21 protein-coding genes are annotated in these 20042 nt (G+C 71.6%); 13 read left to right on the top strand and 8 right to left on the bottom strand.

What is annotated here, in order from left to right; all coding sequences use genetic code 11:
• Nucleotides 1-15 precede the first annotated feature (15 nt).
• Complete coding sequence (locus H613_RS0100510) at nucleotides 16-1293, top strand: cellulase-like family protein (RefSeq protein WP_211234647.1); 1278 nt, start codon at nucleotides 16-18, stop codon at nucleotides 1291-1293.
• Nucleotides 1294-1548: 255 nt separating this feature from the next.
• A complete protein-coding gene (locus H613_RS0100505; protein WP_026922239.1) occupies nucleotides 1549-2775 on the top strand; it encodes a cellulose binding domain-containing protein in 1227 nt (408 codons plus the stop codon).
• Nucleotides 2776-2905: 130 nt separating this feature from the next.
• Here H613_RS0100505 and H613_RS0100500 read toward each other — a convergent pair whose 3' ends face one another.
• Nucleotides 2906-3907 carry a substrate-binding domain-containing protein gene (locus H613_RS0100500; protein WP_026922238.1) on the bottom strand — a complete coding sequence of 334 codons (1002 nt, stop codon included), beginning with the start codon at nucleotides 3905-3907 and terminating at the stop codon, nucleotides 2906-2908.
• Nucleotides 3908-4137: 230 nt separating this feature from the next.
• Here H613_RS0100500 and H613_RS0100495 point away from each other — a divergent pair, with 230 nt between their 5' ends.
• Entirely contained in the window at nucleotides 4138-5166 is a 1029-nt protein-coding gene (locus H613_RS0100495) for a zinc-dependent alcohol dehydrogenase (RefSeq protein ID WP_026922237.1), read from the top strand.
• Nucleotides 5167-5176: 10 nt separating this feature from the next.
• On the opposite strand, the gene H613_RS0100490 is transcribed toward H613_RS0100495, so the two are convergent.
• Entirely contained in the window at nucleotides 5177-5581 is a 405-nt protein-coding gene (locus tag H613_RS0100490; RefSeq protein WP_026922236.1) for a DUF7144 family membrane protein, read from the bottom strand.
• Nucleotides 5582-5922: 341 nt separating this feature from the next.
• On the opposite strand from H613_RS0100490, the gene H613_RS23555 reads away from it, so the two are divergent.
• Nucleotides 5923-7362 carry a non-reducing end alpha-L-arabinofuranosidase family hydrolase gene (locus H613_RS23555; protein WP_084546176.1) on the top strand — a complete coding sequence of 480 codons (1440 nt, stop codon included), beginning with the start codon at nucleotides 5923-5925 and terminating at the stop codon, nucleotides 7360-7362.
• 96 nt (nucleotides 7363-7458) lie between these two features.
• On the opposite strand, the gene H613_RS0100480 is transcribed toward H613_RS23555, so the two are convergent.
• Nucleotides 7459-7665, bottom strand: coding sequence for a cold-shock protein (locus H613_RS0100480; protein WP_026922235.1), 207 nt, complete (start codon nucleotides 7663-7665; stop codon nucleotides 7459-7461).
• Nucleotides 7666-7749: 84 nt separating this feature from the next.
• Nucleotides 7750-8538: an SDR family NAD(P)-dependent oxidoreductase gene (locus H613_RS0100475; RefSeq protein ID WP_026922234.1), complete on the bottom strand. Its 789-nt coding sequence runs from the start codon at nucleotides 8536-8538 to the stop codon at nucleotides 7750-7752.
• 116 nt (nucleotides 8539-8654) lie between these two features.
• Here H613_RS0100475 and H613_RS0100470 point away from each other — a divergent pair, with 116 nt between their 5' ends.
• Together H613_RS0100470 and H613_RS0100465 are read left to right on the top strand one after the other, a co-directional pair.
• Complete coding sequence (locus H613_RS0100470) at nucleotides 8655-9068, top strand: helix-turn-helix domain-containing protein (RefSeq protein WP_026922233.1); 414 nt, start codon at nucleotides 8655-8657, stop codon at nucleotides 9066-9068.
• A 33-nt stretch (nucleotides 9069-9101) separates the two neighbouring features.
• On the top strand, nucleotides 9102-9515 hold the full coding sequence (locus H613_RS0100465; RefSeq protein ID WP_026922232.1) for a VOC family protein: 414 nt from the start codon (nucleotides 9102-9104) through the stop codon (nucleotides 9513-9515).
• Between the two features lie 21 nt (nucleotides 9516-9536).
• Here H613_RS0100465 and H613_RS0100460 read toward each other — a convergent pair whose 3' ends face one another.
• The 3 genes from H613_RS0100460 to H613_RS0100450 form a co-directional block, all read right to left on the bottom strand.
• Nucleotides 9537-11309, bottom strand: a complete 1773-nt coding sequence (locus H613_RS0100460; protein WP_035735427.1) for a serine hydrolase domain-containing protein — start codon at nucleotides 11307-11309, stop codon at nucleotides 9537-9539.
• Nucleotides 11310-11317: 8 nt separating this feature from the next.
• Nucleotides 11318-12613 (bottom strand): exo-beta-N-acetylmuramidase NamZ family protein, encoded by a 1296-nt coding sequence (locus H613_RS0100455; protein ID WP_035735425.1) that lies wholly within the window; start codon nucleotides 12611-12613, stop codon nucleotides 11318-11320.
• 70 nt (nucleotides 12614-12683) lie between these two features.
• Nucleotides 12684-14546, bottom strand: coding sequence for a glycoside hydrolase family 3 protein (locus H613_RS0100450; protein ID WP_084546174.1), 1863 nt, complete (start codon nucleotides 14544-14546; stop codon nucleotides 12684-12686).
• 227 nt (nucleotides 14547-14773) lie between these two features.
• On the opposite strand from H613_RS0100450, the gene H613_RS0100445 reads away from it, so the two are divergent.
• On the top strand, nucleotides 14774-15253 hold the full coding sequence (locus H613_RS0100445; RefSeq protein ID WP_026922228.1) for a hypothetical protein: 480 nt from the start codon (nucleotides 14774-14776) through the stop codon (nucleotides 15251-15253).
• Nucleotides 15254-15294: 41 nt separating this feature from the next.
• Here H613_RS0100445 and H613_RS0100440 read toward each other — a convergent pair whose 3' ends face one another.
• Nucleotides 15295-15669: a nuclear transport factor 2 family protein gene (locus tag H613_RS0100440; protein WP_026922227.1), complete on the bottom strand. Its 375-nt coding sequence runs from the start codon at nucleotides 15667-15669 to the stop codon at nucleotides 15295-15297.
• Nucleotides 15670-15849: 180 nt separating this feature from the next.
• Here H613_RS0100440 and H613_RS0100435 point away from each other — a divergent pair, with 180 nt between their 5' ends.
• From H613_RS0100435 to H613_RS0100410, 6 genes are all read left to right on the top strand, one after another.
• Nucleotides 15850-16281 carry a hypothetical protein gene (locus tag H613_RS0100435; RefSeq protein WP_156925748.1) on the top strand — a complete coding sequence of 144 codons (432 nt, stop codon included), beginning with the start codon at nucleotides 15850-15852 and terminating at the stop codon, nucleotides 16279-16281.
• Nucleotides 16278-17507, top strand: a complete 1230-nt coding sequence (locus H613_RS0100430; protein WP_026922225.1) for an NRAMP family divalent metal transporter — start codon at nucleotides 16278-16280, stop codon at nucleotides 17505-17507. The genes H613_RS0100435 and H613_RS0100430 overlap by 4 nt, the downstream gene beginning before the upstream one ends.
• Entirely contained in the window at nucleotides 17504-17902 is a 399-nt protein-coding gene (locus H613_RS0100425) for a hypothetical protein (RefSeq protein WP_026922224.1), read from the top strand. Before H613_RS0100430 ends, H613_RS0100425 begins: the two co-directional genes overlap by 4 nt.
• Nucleotides 17889-18242, top strand: a complete 354-nt coding sequence (locus tag H613_RS23550) for a hypothetical protein (RefSeq protein ID WP_051392760.1) — start codon at nucleotides 17889-17891, stop codon at nucleotides 18240-18242. The genes H613_RS0100425 and H613_RS23550 overlap by 14 nt, the downstream gene beginning before the upstream one ends.
• Before the next feature lie 70 nt (nucleotides 18243-18312).
• On the top strand, nucleotides 18313-18798 hold the full coding sequence (locus tag H613_RS0100415) for a hypothetical protein (protein WP_026922223.1): 486 nt from the start codon (nucleotides 18313-18315) through the stop codon (nucleotides 18796-18798).
• Nucleotides 18795-19964 carry a zinc-dependent alcohol dehydrogenase gene (locus tag H613_RS0100410; protein WP_026922222.1) on the top strand — a complete coding sequence of 390 codons (1170 nt, stop codon included), beginning with the start codon at nucleotides 18795-18797 and terminating at the stop codon, nucleotides 19962-19964. The genes H613_RS0100415 and H613_RS0100410 overlap by 4 nt, the downstream gene beginning before the upstream one ends.
• The last annotated feature ends 78 nt before the right edge of the window (nucleotides 19965-20042 follow it).

The raw sequence follows: 20042 nt of genomic DNA, 5'->3' as shown, positions 1-20042 counted from the left end.
ACCGGAAGGAGCGCCTTGAGCGCCGACACGATCCCCGACCACCTGCCCGAGCGCCTGGCCATCACGCTGTGGGACTTCTCCTGGTACGTCCGCACCGGCCCGGGCGAGCCGTTCGAGGACCTCGACGCCGCGTTCGCTCGGGCGGTCGGGCTCGGCTACAACGCGGTGCGCATCTGCGCCATGCCGTTCCTGCTCTTCAGGTCCGGCCTGGACACCTCCGCGCTGCGCCTGGAGCCGATCGGCGGCGGCTACGCCTCGCGCGTGCGCTGGTACGACGTCCGCGAGCCGACCACGATCGACGCCCGAGCCCACCTGCTGGAGTTCTTCCGGGCCGCCGACCGGCACGGCGTCTCGGTGATCGTCTCCTCGTGGGAGTACCAGCAGAGCCCGGCCTTCGCCGCCGACCGCGCCTGGCACGACGCCCTCCAGGCCGTCGACCCCGAGGAGCGGCTGACGGTGCTGGGGGAGGCGCTGGCCGACCTGGTCGACCTCCTCGCCGAGCACGGCCTGAAGCACACCGTCGCGCTCGTCGAGCCCCACAACGAGGTCCAGGCCGGGCATCTGACCGAGGGCCTGCCCGGCGCCGAGGACCCGGTCGTGGAGCTGCGCGGGCGCCTGGAGGACGGCATCGCCGCCTTCAGCGCCCGCCACCCCGACGTCCTGTGCGCGCCGAACTACGCGGGCGTGCCGGTGGCCGCGATGCGCGGCCTGCCGCGGAACGCCGGGGCGCTGGTGTTCCACCCGTACGTCTACGGCGTCCTGGACGACCTGGTGCGCGAGTTCGCGCTGCGCGGGGCGGCGGCCGACTTCCCGCAGGAGCGGGCCGACGCCGAGCTGCTGCGGCCCGGCGCGCCCCGCTTCGCCGAGTGGGCGCCCCCGGCCGACCAGGAGTGGAAGCGGCATGCCTCGATCGTGGGCCGCGGCGAGATCTACGTCCACGACTGGTGCGACCCGGAGAAGGTGGACCGCTGGCTCTACGAGCGCTACGGCGCCCACCGGATCGCGATGGCCCGGCAGCTGCACGAGTGGATCGGCGTCGCCGCCGACCACGCCGAGCGCCTCGGCGTGCCGCTCGTGTTCGGCGAGGGCTGGGTGGGCTACACGCCGCGCGACTGCCGCTTCGAGGAGGGCCCGGTGGGCGCGCGGATCTGCCGCGACGCCATGGTGCTCTCGCGGAAGGTCGGCGCGTGGGGTTCGATCGTGTGCTCCAACGCCGCCCCGCAGCACGCGATGTGGGACGACGCTGAGCTTCAGCGCGAGTGCAACGCCCTCTTCCTGGAGAAGACCGCCTAGCGACCGCCCCGGTCCGGCGCGCCGTTCGCCGGACCGGGGCGATCCGGCTTCCCGGAGCGGACTCCGCGGCCGACCGTCCAGTCAGCACGGCGACACGCCGAGTGGGCGGCCGGTTGTGGACGATTCGGCCGAATCAAAGCGTGGGCACGCTTCCATTGATCATCGACATGGGTCATAATATTCAAGTCAGTCAATGTATTGGCCCATGTCCGCGATCGTGAGCGCATCGCGCACCGGGCCGAAGGAGGTCGTCGCATGGACGTCATGCGAACTCGAAGCCGGCGCCGGCTCTTCGGCGCCGCGGCCGCCGCGTCCGGGGCGCTCGTCGCCGGGACGCTCGCGGTGGTGGCGGCGAGCCCGGCACAGGCCGCCGCCTGCGACACGGTGGACTACGCCATCGTCAGCGACTGGGGGACCGGTCACCAGGCGAACGTGTCGCTCACGGCGGGAACGGAGGCCGTCAACGGTTGGACACTGGAGTTCGACCTGCCCTCCGGGGCCTCGGTCCAGAGCGCCTGGAACGTCGACTGGAGCCAGTCGGGCACCACGTTCACCGGCTCCGACGTCGGCTGGAACGGCGCCGTCGCCGCCGGCCAGACCCGCGAGCTGTTCGGCATGGTCGTCAGCGGCTCCGCGGCCCAGCCCGAGTCGTTCACCCTCAACGGGACCGTCTGCGGCGCCGAGGAGCCCGACGACCCGACGACGGACGAGCCCGACGATCCGACCGACGACCCGGACGACCCCACGGACGATCCGGACGACCCCACCGATGACCCGGACGACCCCACGGACGATCCGGATCCGACCGGCTGCACCTCCGGCGCCGTGTGCGACGGCTTCGAGAACCAGACCGGCGGCACCACGCCCGGCGGCGACTGGACCGTCGGCGCCCCCGACTGCACCGGCTCGGGGACCGCGACCGTGGACGACGCCGTCGCCCACTCCGGCTCCCAGTCGATCCGGATCGACGGCGGCGGCACGTACTGCAACCACATCTTCGTCGGGCACGAGCTGCCCGCCGACGCCGAGTGGTTCCGCTTCTACGTGCGGCACACCACGGCGCAGCCCGCCACCCACACCACCATGATCGCCATGCAGGACGCCAACGACGGCGGCGCCGACCTGCGCATGGGCGGCCAGAACAGCGCCCTCCAGTGGAACCGCGAGTCCGACGACGCGACCCTGCCCGAGCAGAGCCCCAACGGCGTCTCGATGAGCCGGCCGCTGCCGGTCGACACCTGGACCTGCATCGAATTCCAGATCTCGGGCGGCAACCTGAGCACCTGGGTCGACGGCGGCCTCGTCGAGGGCCTCGTGGCCGACGGCGTGCCGACGCACGACATCGACGGCCAGTGGCTCAACGGCTCCGGCTGGAACCCGTCCCTGGTGAACTTCCGGCTCGGCTGGGAGAGCTACGGCAACGACGCCGACACCCTCTGGTACGACGACGTCGCCTTCGGATCCCAGCGGATCGGCTGCTGAGGCGACCTGAGACGGCGAGAATGACGGGCTGGGCGGCGTCTGAGCCGCCCAGCCCGTCGAACCGGATCAGATCATTCAGTCGCCGCAAGAGCGTCCCGGAGCGGAGTTCCTCCGACAGCCCGACAGCGTCTCAGGAACCGGCCCCCGGTGGGGGCGCGGTGGAGTCGCGAATGACCAGTTTCGTCGGGAGCGACACGTGCCCGGCCGCGCGGGTCGTGACGTCGTCGCCCTCCGCGGTGTACTGGAGGAGCAGGTCGACCGCGGCGGTCCCGGCGTCGGCGGTGGGCACGACGATCGTCGTCAGCCGCGGCCGCGCCAGCCGCGCGAGCACCGTGTCGTCGACGCCGATGACACTGACGTCGCCCGGCACGTCCACCCCGAGGCTGTGCAGCCCCTCCATCAGGCCGATGGCCAGCAGGTCGTTGTAGGCCAGCACCGCGGTGACCCCGGCGCGGGCGATCTCCTCGGCCACGGCGAGCCCGGCGTTCTCGTTCGGCGTGTTCGGGCCCAGGACCGTCACCTCAGCGCGGCCGTCGGCCGCCGAGGTCACCGTGCGCCCGATCTGCGTGTTGGTCCACGACTGGCGCGGGCCCGCCACGTACGCCAGCTTCCGGTGCCCCAGGTCCAAGAGGTGCCCGATGGCCGTCTGCGCGCCGTTGACGACGTCCATCGTCACCGACGGGATGCCGGTGACCTTGCGGTTGACCAGTGCGATCGGGATGTTCTCGCTGAGGCGCTCGATCTTGGCGTTGGCGATGCGCGGCCCGCACAGGACCACCCCGTCCACCTGCTTGGCGAGCGCGTCCACCAGTTCGGTCTCGATGGCCGGGTCCTCGGAGGCGTCGGCGATGAACAGGTGGTAGTCGCGGGCGCGGGCGGTGTGCTCGGCGGCCTTGATCATCGGCGGGAAGAACGGGTTGGAGATGTCGGCGACGATGAACCCGATGTTGTGGGTGCGGCCGGTGGTGAGCGCCCGGGCCACGCGGCTGGGCCGGTAGCCGAGGCGGCGCGCCGCCTCCAGGACCCTCGTCCGGGTCTCGGGGCGAAGCCGGTGCGGCATCGAGAAGGCGCGGGACACGGTCGACATGTGCACGCGCGCTTCTCTGGCGACGTCTTTGATGGTCACGGCCACGGGGTGAGTCCTCTGTCGGTTCGCTCGGATCGAAGATCTTCCATAAAATTACGCAAACGATTGCCAGGCGGTCAAGGGCGCTGCCGGGAAAACTCCGACCAGCCTAACGCAGTGCCGCGCGGGCATGAATCCTCAACGGGGCCCGTGCGCCTCAAGGCCCCCTCTTGACACTCCGGTCGGCGCTGCATAGCCTCGACTCGCACTCGCCCCCCGACGCGATGGAGCCGCCGATGAGAGCCCTCGTCTTCCACGGACCCGACGACCTGCGAGTCGAACAGACGCCCGACCCCGCCCCGGCCGAGGACGAGGTGCTGCTCCAGATCGTCGCCACCGGCATCTGCGGCTCGGACCTCCACGGCTACACCGGCGAGAACGGCAGGCGCCACCCCGGCCAGATCATGGGGCACGAGACCGTCGGCCGCATCGCCGCCCTCGGCGGTGCCGTCGCCGAACACGACGGCTTGACGGTCGGCGCCGCCGCCACGGTCAACCCCGTCATCGGCTGCGGAACGTGCCGATCGTGCGAGGCCGGCACCGAGCAGCACTGCGCGAGCCGCCGCGTCATCGGCGTCGACCCGACGCTGAACTCCGCGTTCGCCGAGTTCATGGCCGTGCCCGCCCGCAACGTGGTCCCGCTGCCGCCGGACATGCCTCTTGAGCACGGTGCCCTGGTGGAGCCGCTCTCGGTCGGCTACCACGCCGCCGTGCGCGGCGGGGTGGGGGCGCACGACCGCGTCCTGGTCATCGGCGGCGGCCCGATCGGGCAGGCCTGCGCGCTGGCCGCCCGGCGCCTCGGCGCCTCCCGCGTCGCGGTCAGCGAGTTGAGCGAGGGCAGGCGCGCCCTGGTGGAGGCCCTCGGCTTCGCCGCCGTCGACCCCGCCGCGGGGGAGTTCGCCGCATCGGTGGAAGGCACGCTCGGCGGCTCGGCCACCGTCGTCATCGACGCGGTCGGCGGCAGCGCCAGCCTCGCCGCGGCCTTCGCCGCCTCCGAGCGCGCCTCCCGCGTCGTCCTGGTCGGCATGGGCGCCCCCGAGGTGTCCGTGGCGGCCTACGCGATCAGCACCGACGAGCGCAGCGTCATCGGCAGCTTCTGCTACACCTCCGAGGAGTTCCGCCGCACCGCCGAGTGGGTCGCGGCCGGACCGGCGGGCCTGGAGCGCCTCATCGACGGCCGCGTCGCGTTCGAGGACGGCCCGGGGGCCTTCGCCGACCTCGCCTCGGGGCGGCTCGACGTCAGCAAGATCCTCGTCCTCACCTGAGGGAACCGGTTCACTCGGTCGTGCTGACCTCGGCGAGCACGACCGCGAGCGACCAGATGACGAAGACGTCCAGCGCGAGGATCACGATCGCCCACCACGGGTAGAACGGCAGGAAGAAGAACTGGTCGACCGCCGAGAGCACGGCCAGGCCGATGCCGACGCCGTACGCCCAGCGGCGCCCCGACAGGACGAAGAAGCCCACCAGCGCCACCAGCACGCCGAGGATCAGGTGCACCCAGCCCCAGGCGGTGGTGTCGACCGAGTAGATGTAGCCCCGGACCTCCCTGAAGATCTCGTCCTCGGCGATGGCGGCGATGCCCTGGAACACCTGGAACAGCCCCAAGGTGAGCATCACGCATCCGGCGAACACGGCTCCGGCCGTCGCCCACGCCAGCCTGCCCTCATCGGTCGTCATAGCGGACTCCTTCCAACCTGTCGGCCCGGCCGCGGGCGGCGACGCGCCGTCCGCTGACTACCGTCTTACCCCTTGGTAGACAATTCTGGAGAAATTCGGCGGAATCACTCGAAAGCCGCTCGCATCGCGGGCCGGATCGGCCGATGCCGCAGTCCCGGTCTCCGGCGCCACCGCTTCCTCGGTTACCGTGCACATTTCGTTCATCTAAGTATTTACATTCTTCAAATGAAGACGTTAGGCTGTCACCGCGGCATCGAATTTTCGGTGCTGACCTCGAAATTTTCGACGACACGGCCGCGGTCGCGAAGACGACCGCGGCGACCCCGATCGAAAGGCTTGTCATGTCCACGACGCTCCGAACAAGGTCGAAGGCCTTGGCCGTCGCGGTGGCGGCAGCGGCGGCGCTCGCCGTCGCGACGGTCACCGCGGTCGCGAACCCCTCGCCTGCCCTGGCACAAGGCGAGGCCCTCCCCGACAGTTTCCAGTGGGAGTCCACCGGTCCGCTCGTCGCGCCGCAGCAGACGGCCCCCGGCCGGACGCTGGTGTCGATCAAGGACCCGTCGGTGGTCCAGTACCAAGGCGAGTACCACGTGTACGCCACCACCGCCGACACCGGCGGCGGGTGGAGCCTGACCTACTTCGGCGGCTTCACCGACTGGTCCCAAGCGGCCTCGGCACCGCAGACGCACCTGTCGACCACCGCGATCGGCGGCGGCTACCGGGCCGCCCCGCAGGTGTTCTACTTCGAACCGCGCGACGAGTGGTACCTGGTCTACCAGACCGGGCTGCCCTCGTTCTCGCTGCTCGACGACCCCGGTTCGCCCCAGTCGGCCACCGCGCCGCAGAACTTCATGAACTCGCACGGGATCGCGGACGCGAACTCGTCCTACATCGTCGACTACTGGGTCATCTGCGACGACGTGAACTGCTACCTGTTCTTCAACAACGACAAGCACGAGTTCTATCGGGCGCGGACGACCGTGGCGGAGTTCCCGAACGGCTTCGGCGACGTCGAGCTGTACATGCAGTCCTCCAGCCAGGACCTGTTCGAGGCCACCAACGTCTACAAGGTCGGCGACACCGGGCAGTACATGCTCATCGTCGAGGCCATCGGCTCGGACGGGCGCCGCTACTTCCGGTCGTGGACCTCGGACCGGCTCGATGCGAACTTCGGCGAGTGGACGCCGCTGGCCGACACCGAATCGAACCCGTTCGCCCGCTCCAACAACGTCTCCTTCCCCGGAGGCGCCTGGACCAGGGACATCAGCCACGGTGAGATGGTCCGCGATCAAGTCGACCAGACGATGACCATCGACCCGTGCGACATGCAGTACCTCTACCAGGGCATGAACCCGAACTCCTCGGGCGAGTACTCCCAGCTGCCCTGGCGCCTCGGCCTGCTCACCCACACCAACCCCGCCTGCGAGAGCGACGGCGACCCCACCGACCCGCCGGACGACGAGACCACCGACCCGCCGGACACCGGCGAGTGCACGGCCGCGATCGAGGTGGTCAACGACTGGGGCTCGGGCTGGCAGGGCAACGTCACCGTCACCGCCGGGGGCAGCGCCCTCGACGGCTGGAGCCTCACCTGGGACTGGCCCGGCGGCCAGTCCATCGACTCGGCGTGGAACGCCGACTGGTCGCAGTCCGGATCGATGGTGAGTGCCGCCGACGTGGGCTGGAACGGCAGCGTCGCCGCCGGCCAGAGCCGCGAGGTCTTCGGCTTCGTCGCCAGTGGAACGGGCGCGGAACCGCAGGTCACCTGCTCGTCCGCGTAGCACCGCCGTCCACCGGCGCCCGGCCGAGGGAGCCGTGGTGGCCCGCCGCCCGCGAGCGGCGGGCCACCACGCGCCGCCCACGACTCACCGCGCCGCTCACTCCGGCGCGACGCCGGACGCCTGCTTGCCCTTCGGGCTGTCGGTGACGTCGAAGCTGACCCGCTGCCCCTCCTCGAGGGTGCGGAAGCCACCGGAGTCGACGATCTCGGTGAAGTGCACGAACAGGTCGTCCTCCTCGCCGTCCACGTCGATGAAGCCGTATCCCTTGTCGGGGTCGAACCATTTGACAGTGCCGCTCGGCATCTGCATCACCGCCTCCTGCGTATGCTGCCGAGTCTGGTACCCGCTGCGGTCCATTCCATGCCGCCGCGCCGCGGTGCCGCTCGCTCAGACCGCCGACCAGCCGCCGTCGCTGGGGATCACGGCACCGTTGACGTTGAGCGAGTCGTCGCCCAGGAGCCAGACGACGGCCGCGGCGACCTGCTCGGGCGTCGCGGGCGGCGGCATCGTCGCCCGCATGATCGGCCCGACGCGCTCGGCGGCGAACTCCGAGCGCATCGACCCCTCGATGTTCGTCGCCACCGGCCCGGGCACCACCGCGTTGGCGCGCACGCCCCGCGGGCCGTAGAAGAAGGCGACGCTCTTGGTGTAGCCGACGACGGCGTGCTTGGAGGCGGTGTACGCGGCGCCGGAGGTGGAGGCGCGGAACGAGGCCTCCGAGGCGATGTTGACGATGGAGCCGGACCCGGCCTCCAGCATGAGCGGCAGGACGGCGCGGGTCAGGCGCATCGGGGCGGTCACGTTGATGCCCATGACGCGCTCCCAGGTGGCGTCGTCGAGCTCGGCGGGCGGCAGGAAGCCGTCCATGATCCCCGCGACGTTCGCGAGGCCGTCGACGCGGCCCTCGGCGGCCTCGACGACCCTGCCGACCGTCTCCCGCACGGTGAGGTCGCCCGCGACGGTCCGCAGCGTCGAGTGCTCCACGCCCTGGGCCATGTCGTGGTGCATCTCGGCGTCGGCCAGTTCGTCGAGGCGGTCGGGGACGACGTCGACGCCGACGACGGCGGCGCCCTCGGCGAGCAGCCGCAGCGCGGTCGCCCTGCCGATCCCCGAGCCCGCGCCGGTGACGATGACGGTCCTGCCGGCGAAGCGGCCTGGCTGCGGTGCCGGGTCCATCGGTCCTCCTGTGGCCCTCCCGGATATGACGCCGCCGATTCTCCCGGCTCCGGCGGCGCGGCGGGCCGCTTCGGCCGCTTTCGGCGCAGGGGCGGCGCTGCGGGAAGATGGAGCCGATGAACGAGACCGAACGGCGATTGGCCACCGAGGACCAGAACCGCCGCCTGCTGCGGGCGCGCGACGCGATGGACCGCGACTTCGCCGAGCCGCTGAACATACCGGGGCTCGCGCGCATCGCGCTCATGTCGCCCGCGCACTTCAGCCGCCGGTTCCGCGAGACGTTCGGCGAGACGCCCCACCGCTACCTCCAGCGCCGCCGCATCGAGCGCGCCTGCGCGATGCTGCGCGACGGCGACCGCACCGTCACCGAGGTCGCGCTCGCCGTCGGCTTCGACAGCTTCGGCACGTTCAGCCGCACCTTCTCCTCGATCATCGGGCGGTCCCCGACCCGCTTCCGCGAGGAGTCCGAGCCGCTCCGGGCGCCCGTGTGCTTCGTCAAGACCTGGACCAGACCGAGCAGTTTCGGATAAGCCCCACCCCTCGCATTCCCATAGGCTTATCGCATGTTCACAGGAATCAGCATCCACAGCGTGTTCGTCCTCGATCAAGAGGAGGCCCTCGAGTTCTACGTCGGGAAACTGGGGCTCGAAGTCGCCGACGACGTCGACCTGGGCTTCATGCGCTGGCTCACCGTCAACGTGCCCGGGCAGCCCGAGCGGCGCATCCTCCTGGAGGTCCCCGGGCCGCCCTCGCAGGACGACGCGACCGCCGCCCAGATCCGCGACCTGGTCACCAAGGGCGCCATGGGCGTGGCCGCCATCCTCACCACCGACGACTGCCGCGCCACCTACGACCGGCTCAGCGCCCGCGGCGTCGAGTTCACCGAGAAGCCCACCGAGCAGCCGTACGGCATCGACTGCGCGCTGCGCGACCCGTTCGGCAACCACATCCGCATCGGCCAGATCAACGCCGAGTAGCGGGCCGCCCGGGCCGGGGCCTCAGTCCCGGCTCGGGCGCCATCCCGCCGCCTCGATGCGCGCCCTGTCGTGCGGACGCGAGGCGTTGAACACGGTCGACCAGCCCCGCTTGACGCGGATCTTGTCGATGTAGACGCCGCGGCCCTGATAGGACGGGTCGCTGGCGTAGGTCCACCGCAGCCACGCGGTCCCGGCCGGGAGTTCGGCCCGCGCGTCGATCCACCGCCTGCCCGCGAACCCGGAGAACGCCCCGTCGGCCGACCACCGGTACTCGCCCGCGCACAGGTCCAGGCGCACCCGCTCCCACGTCTCGCCGTCGCCGCTCGCCTCCAGCGCACCGAGGTCGGTCGACTCGGTGTCGTACCACAGCGCGAACTCGGCCGAGCCGCCCTCGATCGCAGAGCGCAGCGGCACCGTCAGCGTCGCGGTCGTCCCGTCCGCCTGGCCCGCGTACCACGACTCGCGCCCGGTGCGCGGCTCGACGGGCACCGACCGGCCCATCGGGCGGCTCGCGGCCCGCCGGTAGGAGCTGACGGTGCCCCGGTTGCGCGTGGGGTGCACCCGGTTGCTCAGCAGCACCAGCAGCGTCCCGGCGAGCGGGTCGAGCACGATCGACGTGCCGGTGTAGCCGGTGTGGCCCACCGAGACCGGCGAGGACATCGACTCCATGTACCAGCGCTGCCCGATCTGCCAGCCCAGGCCCCGGGCCGCGCCCGATCCGAGGCCCGCGTTCCGGTTGGTGAAGATCAGGCGAGCGGTCTCTTCACTGAGGACGGTCGCGCCTTCGTACCTGCCGCCGTTGAGGACCGTCTGCCCGAACACGGCCATGTCCCGGGCGGTGGAGAAGACGCCCGCGTGCCCGGCGACGCCGCCGAACGACCAGGCGTTCTCGTCGTGGACGGAGCCGCGGATCATGCCCCGGCCGGTCCACGGCTGGTACTCGGTGGCCGCGATGCGGCCGAGAAGCTCCGGCGGCGGGTTGTACCCGGTGTCGGCCATGCCGAGCGGGCCGGTGACGAACTCGGCCACGAGGTCGTCGAGGCCGCTGCCGGTGATGCGCTCCAGGGCCTCGGCCAGGACGATGAGGTTGAGGTCGGAGTACTCGTAGCCGCCGCCCGGTTCGCGCCGCAGCGGCTGGGCGTAGATCTTCTCCATCCTGGCCTCGTCGTCGGGCAGGTCGTACAGGTTCGTGAACGCGATCATCCCCGAGGTGTGCGACAAGAGCTGCCCCACGGTGATCGGGGTCTTCGCCGCGTCCGCCTCGTCGAACTCGGGGAGGTACTCGACGACGGGGGACTCCAGGTCGATCCGGCCCTCGTCGATCATGCGGCCGGTGACGGTGGCGGTGAACAGCTTCGAGATCGAGGCCATGTCGTAGATCGTGTCGGTGGCCGCGGGCTCCCACTCTTCGCGCGGCAGCTCGACCGCGGCCCCGGCCTCCTCGTCCCAGCTCGCGTAGCGCAGCTGGTGGCCCGCGGCCGCGTGCTCGACCACGACGCCGTCGCGGGCGGCCAGCACGGTGAAGCCGGGGAAGGAGGGCTCGGGTCCCTCCAGGAACGCCGAGGTCTCGGGGACGATCCGGTCGACGTGCTCGGCGATGAGGTCCACTTCTGCGGCCTCGCCCTCCCGCAGCCGGTGCGGCGTCTCGGGGAAGACGACGTCGCCCGGCCCGGCTCCGGGCGGGCCGGTGGTCGTGTCCGTGCCCGCCACCTCCTCGGCTTGAACTCCCGATGCGCTGGTGAGCGCGGCCAGTGCCGAGCCCGCCGCGCCGCTGATGATCATTCGACGGTTCATGGCGCTCCTCACCGGCCCCGTCGCCGGTATATCAGATGGGTCTCGCGGAGGTCGGCGAACGAGGCGAGGTCCTCGGCCCAGACCGCGGACACCTCGTCGACGTCCGCGCCGTCCTCGATGGCGAGGCGGACGGCCTCGTCGCCGGTGAGCTTGTCGAGCCAGTACGAGGTCGGGCCGTCCTGGCTGCGCCACCCGTACTGGCCGAAGACCGCGCGCTGGGCGATGATCATCGCCAGGGCGGTCCTGATCGGGTCGAACTCGCGCCGGTCGGTCACCTGGAGTTCGACGCCGCCGCACACCTCGCCGGACCACTTGGAGAACACCGGCTTGAAGTAGGCCTCGCGGAACCGCGCGCCCGGCAGCTCCTGCCCGTTCAGCGCCTCGGCCCACGCGTGGTCGATCTCGGGGGCGCCGAGCAGCTGGAACGGCTGCGTGGTGCCGCGGCCCTCCGAGAGCGCGGTGGCCTCGAACAGGCACGTGCCCGGGTAGACGGCGGCGGTGCCGGGCGTCGGCATGTTCGGCGAGGGCGCCACCCACGGCAGCCCGGTGTCCTCGAAGTACATGCGCCCGTGCCAGCCGTCCATCTCGACGACGGTCAGGTCGACCGGCGTCCCGGCCGCCTCGGTCACGAACTCGGCGTTGAACAGCCGCGCCAGCTCTCCGACGGTCATGCCGTGGCGCTGGGCGATCGGTTTGAGGCCCACGAACGTCGCGTGCTCGGGGTGCAGGACCGGGCCGGTGGCCTCGGCGCCCGAGACCGGGTTGGGCCGGTCGAGGACGACGAACCTGATCCCGAGCCCGGCGGCGGCCTCCATCGCCAGGTACATCGTCCAGATGTAGGTGTAGAACCGCGAGCCGACGTCCTGGATGTCGAAGACGAGGGTCTCCACGCCGGCCTCGGCGAGGAGTTCGGCCATGCGGTCCTTGTCGTTGTAGGCGTTGTAGACCGGGATGCCGGTCTTCGGGTCGAGGAAGTAGTCCTCGCCCTCCCCGGCCTGCGAGGTGCCCCTGAAGCCGTGCTCGGGGCCGAAGACGGCGACGATGTCGACCTTGCCGCTCTCGTGCATGAGGTCGACCTCGTGGCCGAGGTCGGGAAGGATCCCCGTGGGGTTGGAGATGACGCCGACGGCCTGCCCGGCGAGTTCGGCGAAGTCCGCGTCGGCGAGGACCTCGATCCCGGTCCTGACGCGCCCGCCGCGGTGGGCCGCGGCGCCGGTGGCGGTGAGGACGGGCAGGGCCGCCCCGCCCAGGACGGCGGCGGTGCCGCCGAACAGTGTCCTTCGGTCGATGTGGCGTGTGCTCATCAGCGTTCCCTTGTCTCGCGAGTGGGGAGCCGCTCCGGTCCTCATCGGGCGGGGGACCGGAGCGGCGGGATCAGTACGTCAGGCCGTGCCCGAACGGGAACAGGACCGCGTCGGGGTCGTCGGCGGTCGGGATGTCGACCGGCAGCCTGCCCTCCGGCTGGACGTCGCCGAAGATCACGTCGACGGCCGATCGCAGGCCGCCCGCGGCGTAGGAGTAGGTCGCCAGGCTCGCGTCCACCTCGCCGAGGTGGTAGGCGATGTCGTACGGGTTGCGCACCGCGATCGACACGACCGGCACGCCGGTGCCGTGCAGGGCCGCGACGAGATCGGCCTGGGCCGGGTCGGTGGCGACGCCGTTGGTGGTGACCACGACGAGGTCCTTGCCCTCGGCCGATGCGACGGCGGCGGCGATCGCCGCGTCGGTCGGCGATGCGCCGGTGACGACGTTGTCGGCGCTCCAGCCGTGTTCGGCGAACCGGTCGGCGACGGTGGCGGTGGTGCTCACGCCCCAGCCGGTGACCAGGGCGTCCCCGGCCGCCTCGGTGAGCGGGAGGGCGCCGTCGTTGACGATGAGCGTGGTGGTCCGGTCGCAGATGGCCTGCGCGGCCTGGAGGTGCTCGGGCGTCCCGACGACCTCGTCGATCCGGTCGAGGTCGACGTACGGGTTTTCGAACAGGCCGAGGTCGTACTTCAGGTTGAGGATGCGCGTGACGGACTCGTCGATGCGGTGCTTCGAGAGCTCCCCGGATGCGACCGCGTCGAGCACGGCGTTGTAGGCGAGGTCGATGTCCGGCGGCATGAGCAGCATGTCGGCCCCGGCGAGGAGCGCCATGACCGGGACGCGGTCGTCGCCGTAGCCCTCGCGGACGCCGTCCATCGAGAGCGAGTCGGTGACGACGACGCCGTCGAAGCCGAGCTCCTCGCGCAGCAGCCCGGTGAGGATCGGCTCGGACAGGGTCGCCGGGGTCAGCGACGGGTCGAGCGCGGGGAACTGGAGGTGGGCGGTCATGACCGTGTCGACGCCCTCGGCGATCGCGGCCTGGAACGGCGGCGCGTCGAGCTCGGCCCACTCCTCGTAGGTGTGGTCGATCTGCGGGAGCTCGGAGTGGCTGTCGTCGCTGGTGTCGCCGTGGCCGGGGAAGTGCTTGACGGCGGAGGCGAGGCCGCCCGAGGACTGGTAGCCGTCGACCTGGGCGGCCACCATGTCGGCGGCGTGCCGCGGGTCGGAGGAGAAGGAGCGCACGCCGATGACGGGGTTGGCGGGATCGACGTTGACGTCGGCGACGGGCGCGAAGTTCTGGTTGACGCCCATGGCCTCCAGCTCGGCGCCGCTGATCACGGCGGCGGCGCGGGCGGCCTCGGCGTCGTGGGTGGCGCCGAGGGCCATCGCGCCGGGCAGCTGGGTGGCGGGCGGGCCGATGCGGGTGACCAGGCCGTGCTCCTGGTCGGTGGCGATCAGGAGCGGGGCGCCGCCGTCGGCGGTGGCGGCCTGCTGGAGCCCGTTGGAGAGCCCCGCGATCTGGTGCGGGTCGTTCACGTTGTTCGACCAGGTGAAGTAGATGACGCCGCCGAGGTGGTACCGCTCGAGCAGCTGGTCGGCGTTGTCGACGCCGTGCGCGTCCCGGTTCGCGGCGACGTCACCGGGGTCGGTGGTGCCCGAGGTCTCGCCGTAGGCGTAGGTGACGAAGAGCTGGCCGACGCGCTCTTCGAGGCTCATGTCCTTCAACTGGCGCTTGACGAACCAGCGCTGGAAGATCTCCTCCCACGCGCCGCCGTGCCACTGGTGGCCGTTCGCGGTGTCCGCGCGGTCGGGCTCCTCGGCGGGGCCCGCGGCGGCCGAGGCGCCGGTCGCGGCGATCAGTGCGGTGGTGCACGCGGCGACGAGGGCGATCGCCCACGGCCGCTTGGAATGCTGCTTGCGTTTCACCTTCATGATGGGCTCCCGCCTGTGCCGGGGTTGAACGTGCGTGGAGTGTGGACCCGTTCGTGCGGGTACGCCCTCTTCGCATCATCCTGGCAGAACTCTTCACAAGAAAGCAATATCTTGAAGGGAAACTTCAAAATGGCCGCCGCCCTCGATCCCGAGAAAACCTCCCGGCGCCCCGGCGGACCTGCGAGGATCGGCTCGGACGACCGTCCCGCACCGAGAGGAGGCGCCAGATGCGAATCGCCGTCACCGGACACCGCGACCTCCACGGCACCACCATGATCGACGTCGACACCGCGCTGCGCATGCTGCTGGCCGAGTTCGAGGGGGACGGGCCGGTCACCGGCCTCACCTGCCTCGACGACGGCGCCGACCAGGCCTTCGCCAAGGCCGTCCTGGACTTCGGCGGCACGATCGAGGTCATCGTGCCCGCCGCCGACTACCGCAAGAGCCTCGCCGAGTCGAATCTGCTCGAATACGACCGGCTCCTCGCCGAGGCCGTGGACGTCCGCGAACTCGACTACGCCGAGGCCGGCCCCGAGGCCCGCACGACGGCCGCGATGGCCATGCTGGAGACCGCCGAGCACCTCTTCGCGGTCTGGGACGGCGGGCCCGTCCACACCGCCGGAGGCACGGCCGACGTCGTCGAGGCCGCGAAGCAGCGCGGCCTGCCCGTCACGGTCGTCTGGCCCGACGGCGGCGAACGCGGTTAGTCCGCCGCCTCAACCGGACTGCGCTGTGAACGGACTGCGCCTCAAACCGGACTCGGCACCGGCGTCTGCTGGTAGAGCGCGAGCCGCCAGCCGTCGCCCGCCCTGGTGTACACCGAGGACATCAGCGCCACGAACGCCGCCCCGCCGCCCTCGCGCCAGGCCCGCCCCCGGTAGACCAGGGCCCGGGCGGCCTCGCCGACCGCGATGACGCGCTCCTCGGTGATCGCGTAGCCGCTCCACGGCGGCGCCTCGTCCAGCGACGCGACCACCGCGTCCCGGTCCATGGCGACGCCGTGCGCCAGGACCATGACGGCGTCGTCGGTCATGACCGACCCGTAGAACGCCCCTCCGGTGCCCTCGCACAGCGAGCGCCACCCGGCGTGCTCCAGTTCGAGCAGTTCGTCGATGACTCCCATCGCCCCCACTCTACGAACCGCCGCGGCGCGCGTCGAGCCGCTCCGCGACACTCCGCGAACCACTCCGCCGATGTCGGTGACTGATTGTATGCTTTTCACTACTTATGGCGTTCGATGGTTGAGTTCCCGCCCAGCGGGTACGCGGCTTCGGCATCAGTCGGACGAACGGAGGTGGGCGGCATGGGGACCGGGACGCGGTCGAGGCTCCACCGCCTCGCCGCCGTGTTCGCGCTCGCACTCTCGCTCGCCGCCTGCTCCAGTCTCGCCGCCTCCACCGGCACCAAGGAGGACCAGCTCACCGCCGTCACCCACAGCCAGGTCCAGACCGCCCGCCTCGCCGCCGAGGCCGGGCTCGAAGACCCGCCCGCCCCGGCCGTCACCCTGACCGTCGTCCTCGACGACGCCCGCACCGAACTGGTCGGCACCCAAGAGGACCTCGCGAAGCTCCCCGGCGACCACGAGGATCTCGCCGGACTGGTCGAGGACGCGATCGCGCTGGTCGACCGGACCGCCACCGCGATCGAGGACGGCGACCGGCCCGCGCTGCGCGAGGCGCTGCGGCAGGCCGAAGCGCTCGCCACCGCGCTCGAGGACCGGAGCGAGAAGCTGTGAAGAAGTACCTCGCGCTCACCCTGGGCGTCCTGACGGCCATCGGCGGCTTCGTCGACATCGGCGACATCGTCACCAACGCCGAGGCCGGCGCCCGCTTCGGCCTCGGCCTGACGTGGGTCGTGGTGCTCGGCGTCATCGGCATCTGCGCCTACGCCGAGATGTCCGGCAGGATCGTGGCCGCCACCGGGCGCCCCGTCTACGACGTGATCCGCGAGCGGCTCGGCCCGCGCGCCGCCCTGTTCAACCTCATCGCCTCCTTCATCGTCACGCTCCTGACCCTGGCCGCCCAGATCGGCGGCGTCGCGGTCGCCATCCAACTCGCCAGCGGCATCCCGCACGTCGTGTGGGTCGCGCCGGTCGCGATCGGCCTGTGGATCCTCATGTGGCGCGTCAAATTCGAGAAGATCGAGCGGATCCTCGGCCTCGCCGGGCTCACCATCGCGGTGTTCGCCGTGTCGATCTGGTGGCTCGACCCCGACTGGTCGGCGCTGTCCGGCCAGGTCATGAGCATCACGCCGCCGCCGGGCGAACCGGTTCCGACGTACCTCTACTACGCGGTCACCCTGTTCGCGGCCGCGATGACGCCGTACGAGGTGTTCTTCTTCTCCTCCGGCGGCGTCGAGGAGCGGTGGACGGTGAAACAGCTCGGCATCCAGCGCGCCAACGTGCTCATCGGCTTCCCGCTGGGCGGGCTGCTCTCCCTGGGCATCGCGGCCGCCGCGGCCGTGGCGATCCTGCCACTCGGCATGGAGGTGGAGACCCTCGGCCAGGTCGTGCTGCCCATCGGCCTCGCCTTCGGCCTGGCGGGCATGATCGTCGTCCTGTTCGGATTCTTCACGGTGATGGTCGGCGCCGCCTTCGAGACCGCCATGTCCTGCGGCTACATGCTGGCGCAGTACTTCGGATGGCAGTGGGGCAAGCGAAAGCAGCCCAAGCGGGCCGCGAGGTTCCACGCGGTGGTGGCCGGCTCGGTGCTGCTCGCGTTCCTCATCGTCCAGACCGGCGTGGACCCCGTCATGATCACCGAGGTCTCGCTGATCGGCTCGGCGGTGGCCCTGCCGCTCACCTACCTGCCGGTCCTCATCGTCGCCAACGACCGGCAGTACCTCGGCGACCACGTCAACGGCCGGTTCGGCAACGCGGTCGGCCTGGTGACGCTGCTGGTGGTCCTGATCGCCGCGGTCGCGGCGATCCCGCTGATGATAGCGACGGGGATGGGCGCATGAGCTGGATCGAATGGCACGGAAGAGACCGCATCGACCTGGGCACGCAGATGCTCGACCGGCAGATCACCGCCCCCGAGGCCGTGCACGTCGGCAAGGTCGACGACCTGGAGCTGCACTTCCGCGAGGACGGCGCGCTGGAGGTGACGGCGCTGCTGGTCGGCGCCTCGGCCCTGTGCCGGCGGATGCCCTCGCCGGCGCGGGGCCTGCTGCGCCTCGCGATGCGCCTGACCGGCGGCCCCCACCCCGAGCGCCGCATCGGCCTCGCGCACGTCGTGGACGTGAAGTCCGACGTGGAGGTCACCGCCGAGGCGGGGGAGTCCGCCACCAGCCCGACCGAGCGGCAGCTGCGGAAGTTCGTCTCGCGCATCCCGGGGGCCGGCCGTGAGGGGAGCTGACCTGTTCGACGCGACGGTGCTCGACCCGGCCGGGCGCCGCGTCGGCGTCGTGCTCGACCTGCGGGCCGTCCCCGACTCCGAGCGCCGGACGCTCGTCGTCGAAGGCCTCGTGCTGGGCCGCAGGCACGTCCGCCTGTTCGGGTACGAGCGCCGCGAGGAGGTCGGCCCGGCGCTGTTCACCCGCTTCGCCGCCTGGCTGCACCGCGACACCCGCTACGCCCCGCTCGCCAAGGTGGACGTCTCGACCCCCGGCACCGTCCGCCTCCGCGTGCCCTGGGACGACCTCGAAGGACTCGGGCCGCCTCCCGAGCCCGACGGGCCGGACGAGCCGGACGGCTGACGTTTAGCGCCGCGGCCGCCGGGAACGCCCCAGCGCGGCACACGCACGGGACGGGGGCCGGACAATGGTGATGAGACGGCTGATCAAGAGCCTGGCGATCTCCGCGGGCATCGCGGTAGGGCGGCGGCTGTGGCGCCGCTACCGGCGCAAGCGCGGCGCCAAGTCGACGGGGCCCAGCACCGACGACCGCGACCGCTGGCTCGCCGTGTCGATCAACGCCCCGCCCGAGCAGGTGGAGGCCGAACCGCGGCTGCGCGAAGTGCTCGCCCGCCCCGGCCTGCGGCTCCAGATGCGCATCACACCCGCGCCCGGCGGCCGCGGCACCGAACTCGCCGTCAGGCTCAAGGAGCAGCCGCTGCCCTACGACGTCAACCTCCTCTCCAGACTCGCCGGGCGCGACCCCAGGCAGCCGGTGCGCCGCGCGCTCCGGGACGCCAAATCGCTGCTGGAGACCGGCGAGGTCATCGAGCTCGAACCGCGCGAAGGCCCGCGCACCCTCGGCGGCAGGATCGTCGAGGCCGCCGGCGCTCGCGCGGCCGGAGAGGGACGGCTGTGAGGGCACTGTGCTGGAGGGGCGTGAACGACCTGTCCGTCGAGGACGTCCCCGATCCGGTCATCCTCAACGACCAGGACGCGATCGTGAAGGTCGCGGCCACCACCACGTGCGGCTCGGACCTGCACCTCATCGACGGCTACGTCCCCGCGATGGAGTCCGGCGACGTCCTCGGCCACGAGTTCCTCGGCGAGGTCGTCGAGACCGGGCCGGGCGTCGACCGGCTCAAGAAGGGCGACCGGGTCGTGGTGTGCTCCTTCATCTCCTGCGGCCGCTGCTGGTACTGCGAGCACGACCTGTGGTCGCTGTGCGACAACAGCAACCCCAAGCCGGGCATCGCCGCGGCGCTGTGGGGCTACGAGACCGGCGCCGTCTACGGCTACTCGCACGCCATGGGCGGCTTCCGCGGCAGCCACGCCGAATACGTCCGCGTGCCGTTCGCCGACTACGGCGCCTTCCGCGTGCCCGACGGCGTGGACGACGAGACGGCCCTGTTCGCCTCCGACGCGGCCCCCACCGGCTGGATGGGCGCCGACCTCGGCGGCGTCGGCGAGGGCGACGTGGTGGCCGTCTGGGGCTGCGGCGCGGTCGGCCAGATGGCCGCCCAGGCCGCGACGCTGCTCGGCGCCGAACGCGTCATCGTCATCGACCGCTTCCGCGAGCGCCTCGACATGGCCGAGCGGCACATCGGGGCCGAGACCCTCGACTACACCGCCACCGACGTCGGCGCCGAACTGCGCGAGCGCACCGGCGGGCGCGGGCCCGACGTGTGCATCGAAGCGGTCGGCATGGAGGCCCACGGCACCGGCCCGCAGCACCTCTACGACAGCGCCAAGCAGCGGCTGCGGCTCGAGACCGGGCGGCCCCAGGCCCTGCGCGAGGCGATCCAGGCCTGCCGCAAGGGCGGCAGCGTGTTCCTGCTCGGCGTGTTCGTCGGCTGGGTGGACAAGTTCCCGGTCGGCGCGCTCATGAACAAGGGCCTGACGGTGCGCGGCGCCCAGCAGCACGGCCAGCGGTACATCCCGAAGCTGTTGGACCTCATGGCCGAAGGGCGGCTGGAGACCCGGCAGTTCGCCACGCACGCGATGGGGCTCGACGCGGCGCCGCGCGGTTACAACATGTTCAAGCACAAGCGGGACGGGTGCGTTCGGGCCGTGTTCCACCCCTGAGGGGGTTCCCCGCGCCCGTCCCCTGTGCTCGGACGATGCGACCGTCGATGTTGGTCCCGCCGCCCCGCGGGGTACCCC

It is taken from the genome of Glycomyces arizonensis DSM 44726, assembly GCF_000482705.1.
GTDB classification, from domain to species: Bacteria; Actinomycetota; Actinomycetes; order Mycobacteriales; family Micromonosporaceae; genus Glycomyces; species Glycomyces arizonensis.
Note: the sequence above shows the minus strand (reverse complement) of the source record. Positions and strands in the feature narration are given on the sequence as shown.

Coding starts and splice junctions, on each gene's coding strand:
- H613_RS23555 (WP_084546176.1), top strand. CDS start 5,923: ATGTCCACGACGCTCCGAACAAGGTCGAAGGCCTTGGCCGTCGCGGTG.
- H613_RS0100455 (WP_035735425.1), bottom strand. CDS start 12,613: ATGAGCACACGCCACATCGACCGAAGGACACTGTTCGGCGGCACCGCC.
- H613_RS0100470 (WP_026922233.1), top strand. CDS start 8,655: ATGAACGAGACCGAACGGCGATTGGCCACCGAGGACCAGAACCGCCGC.
- H613_RS0100460 (WP_035735427.1), bottom strand. CDS start 11,309: ATGAACCGTCGAATGATCATCAGCGGCGCGGCGGGCTCGGCACTGGCC.
- H613_RS0100435 (WP_156925748.1), top strand. CDS start 15,850: ATGGGGACCGGGACGCGGTCGAGGCTCCACCGCCTCGCCGCCGTGTTC.
- H613_RS0100480 (WP_026922235.1), bottom strand. CDS start 7,665: ATGCCGAGCGGCACTGTCAAATGGTTCGACCCCGACAAGGGATACGGC.
- H613_RS0100495 (WP_026922237.1), top strand. CDS start 4,138: ATGAGAGCCCTCGTCTTCCACGGACCCGACGACCTGCGAGTCGAACAG.
- H613_RS0100450 (WP_084546174.1), bottom strand. CDS start 14,546: ATGAAGGTGAAACGCAAGCAGCATTCCAAGCGGCCGTGGGCGATCGCC.
- H613_RS0100440 (WP_026922227.1), bottom strand. CDS start 15,669: ATGGGAGTCATCGACGAACTGCTCGAACTGGAGCACGCCGGGTGGCGC.
- H613_RS0100505 (WP_026922239.1), top strand. CDS start 1,549: ATGGACGTCATGCGAACTCGAAGCCGGCGCCGGCTCTTCGGCGCCGCG.
- H613_RS0100425 (WP_026922224.1), top strand. CDS start 17,504: ATGAGCTGGATCGAATGGCACGGAAGAGACCGCATCGACCTGGGCACG.
- H613_RS0100490 (WP_026922236.1), bottom strand. CDS start 5,581: ATGACGACCGATGAGGGCAGGCTGGCGTGGGCGACGGCCGGAGCCGTG.
- H613_RS0100415 (WP_026922223.1), top strand. CDS start 18,313: ATGAGACGGCTGATCAAGAGCCTGGCGATCTCCGCGGGCATCGCGGTA.
- H613_RS0100475 (WP_026922234.1), bottom strand. CDS start 8,538: ATGGACCCGGCACCGCAGCCAGGCCGCTTCGCCGGCAGGACCGTCATC.
- H613_RS0100465 (WP_026922232.1), top strand. CDS start 9,102: ATGTTCACAGGAATCAGCATCCACAGCGTGTTCGTCCTCGATCAAGAG.
- H613_RS0100445 (WP_026922228.1), top strand. CDS start 14,774: ATGCGAATCGCCGTCACCGGACACCGCGACCTCCACGGCACCACCATG.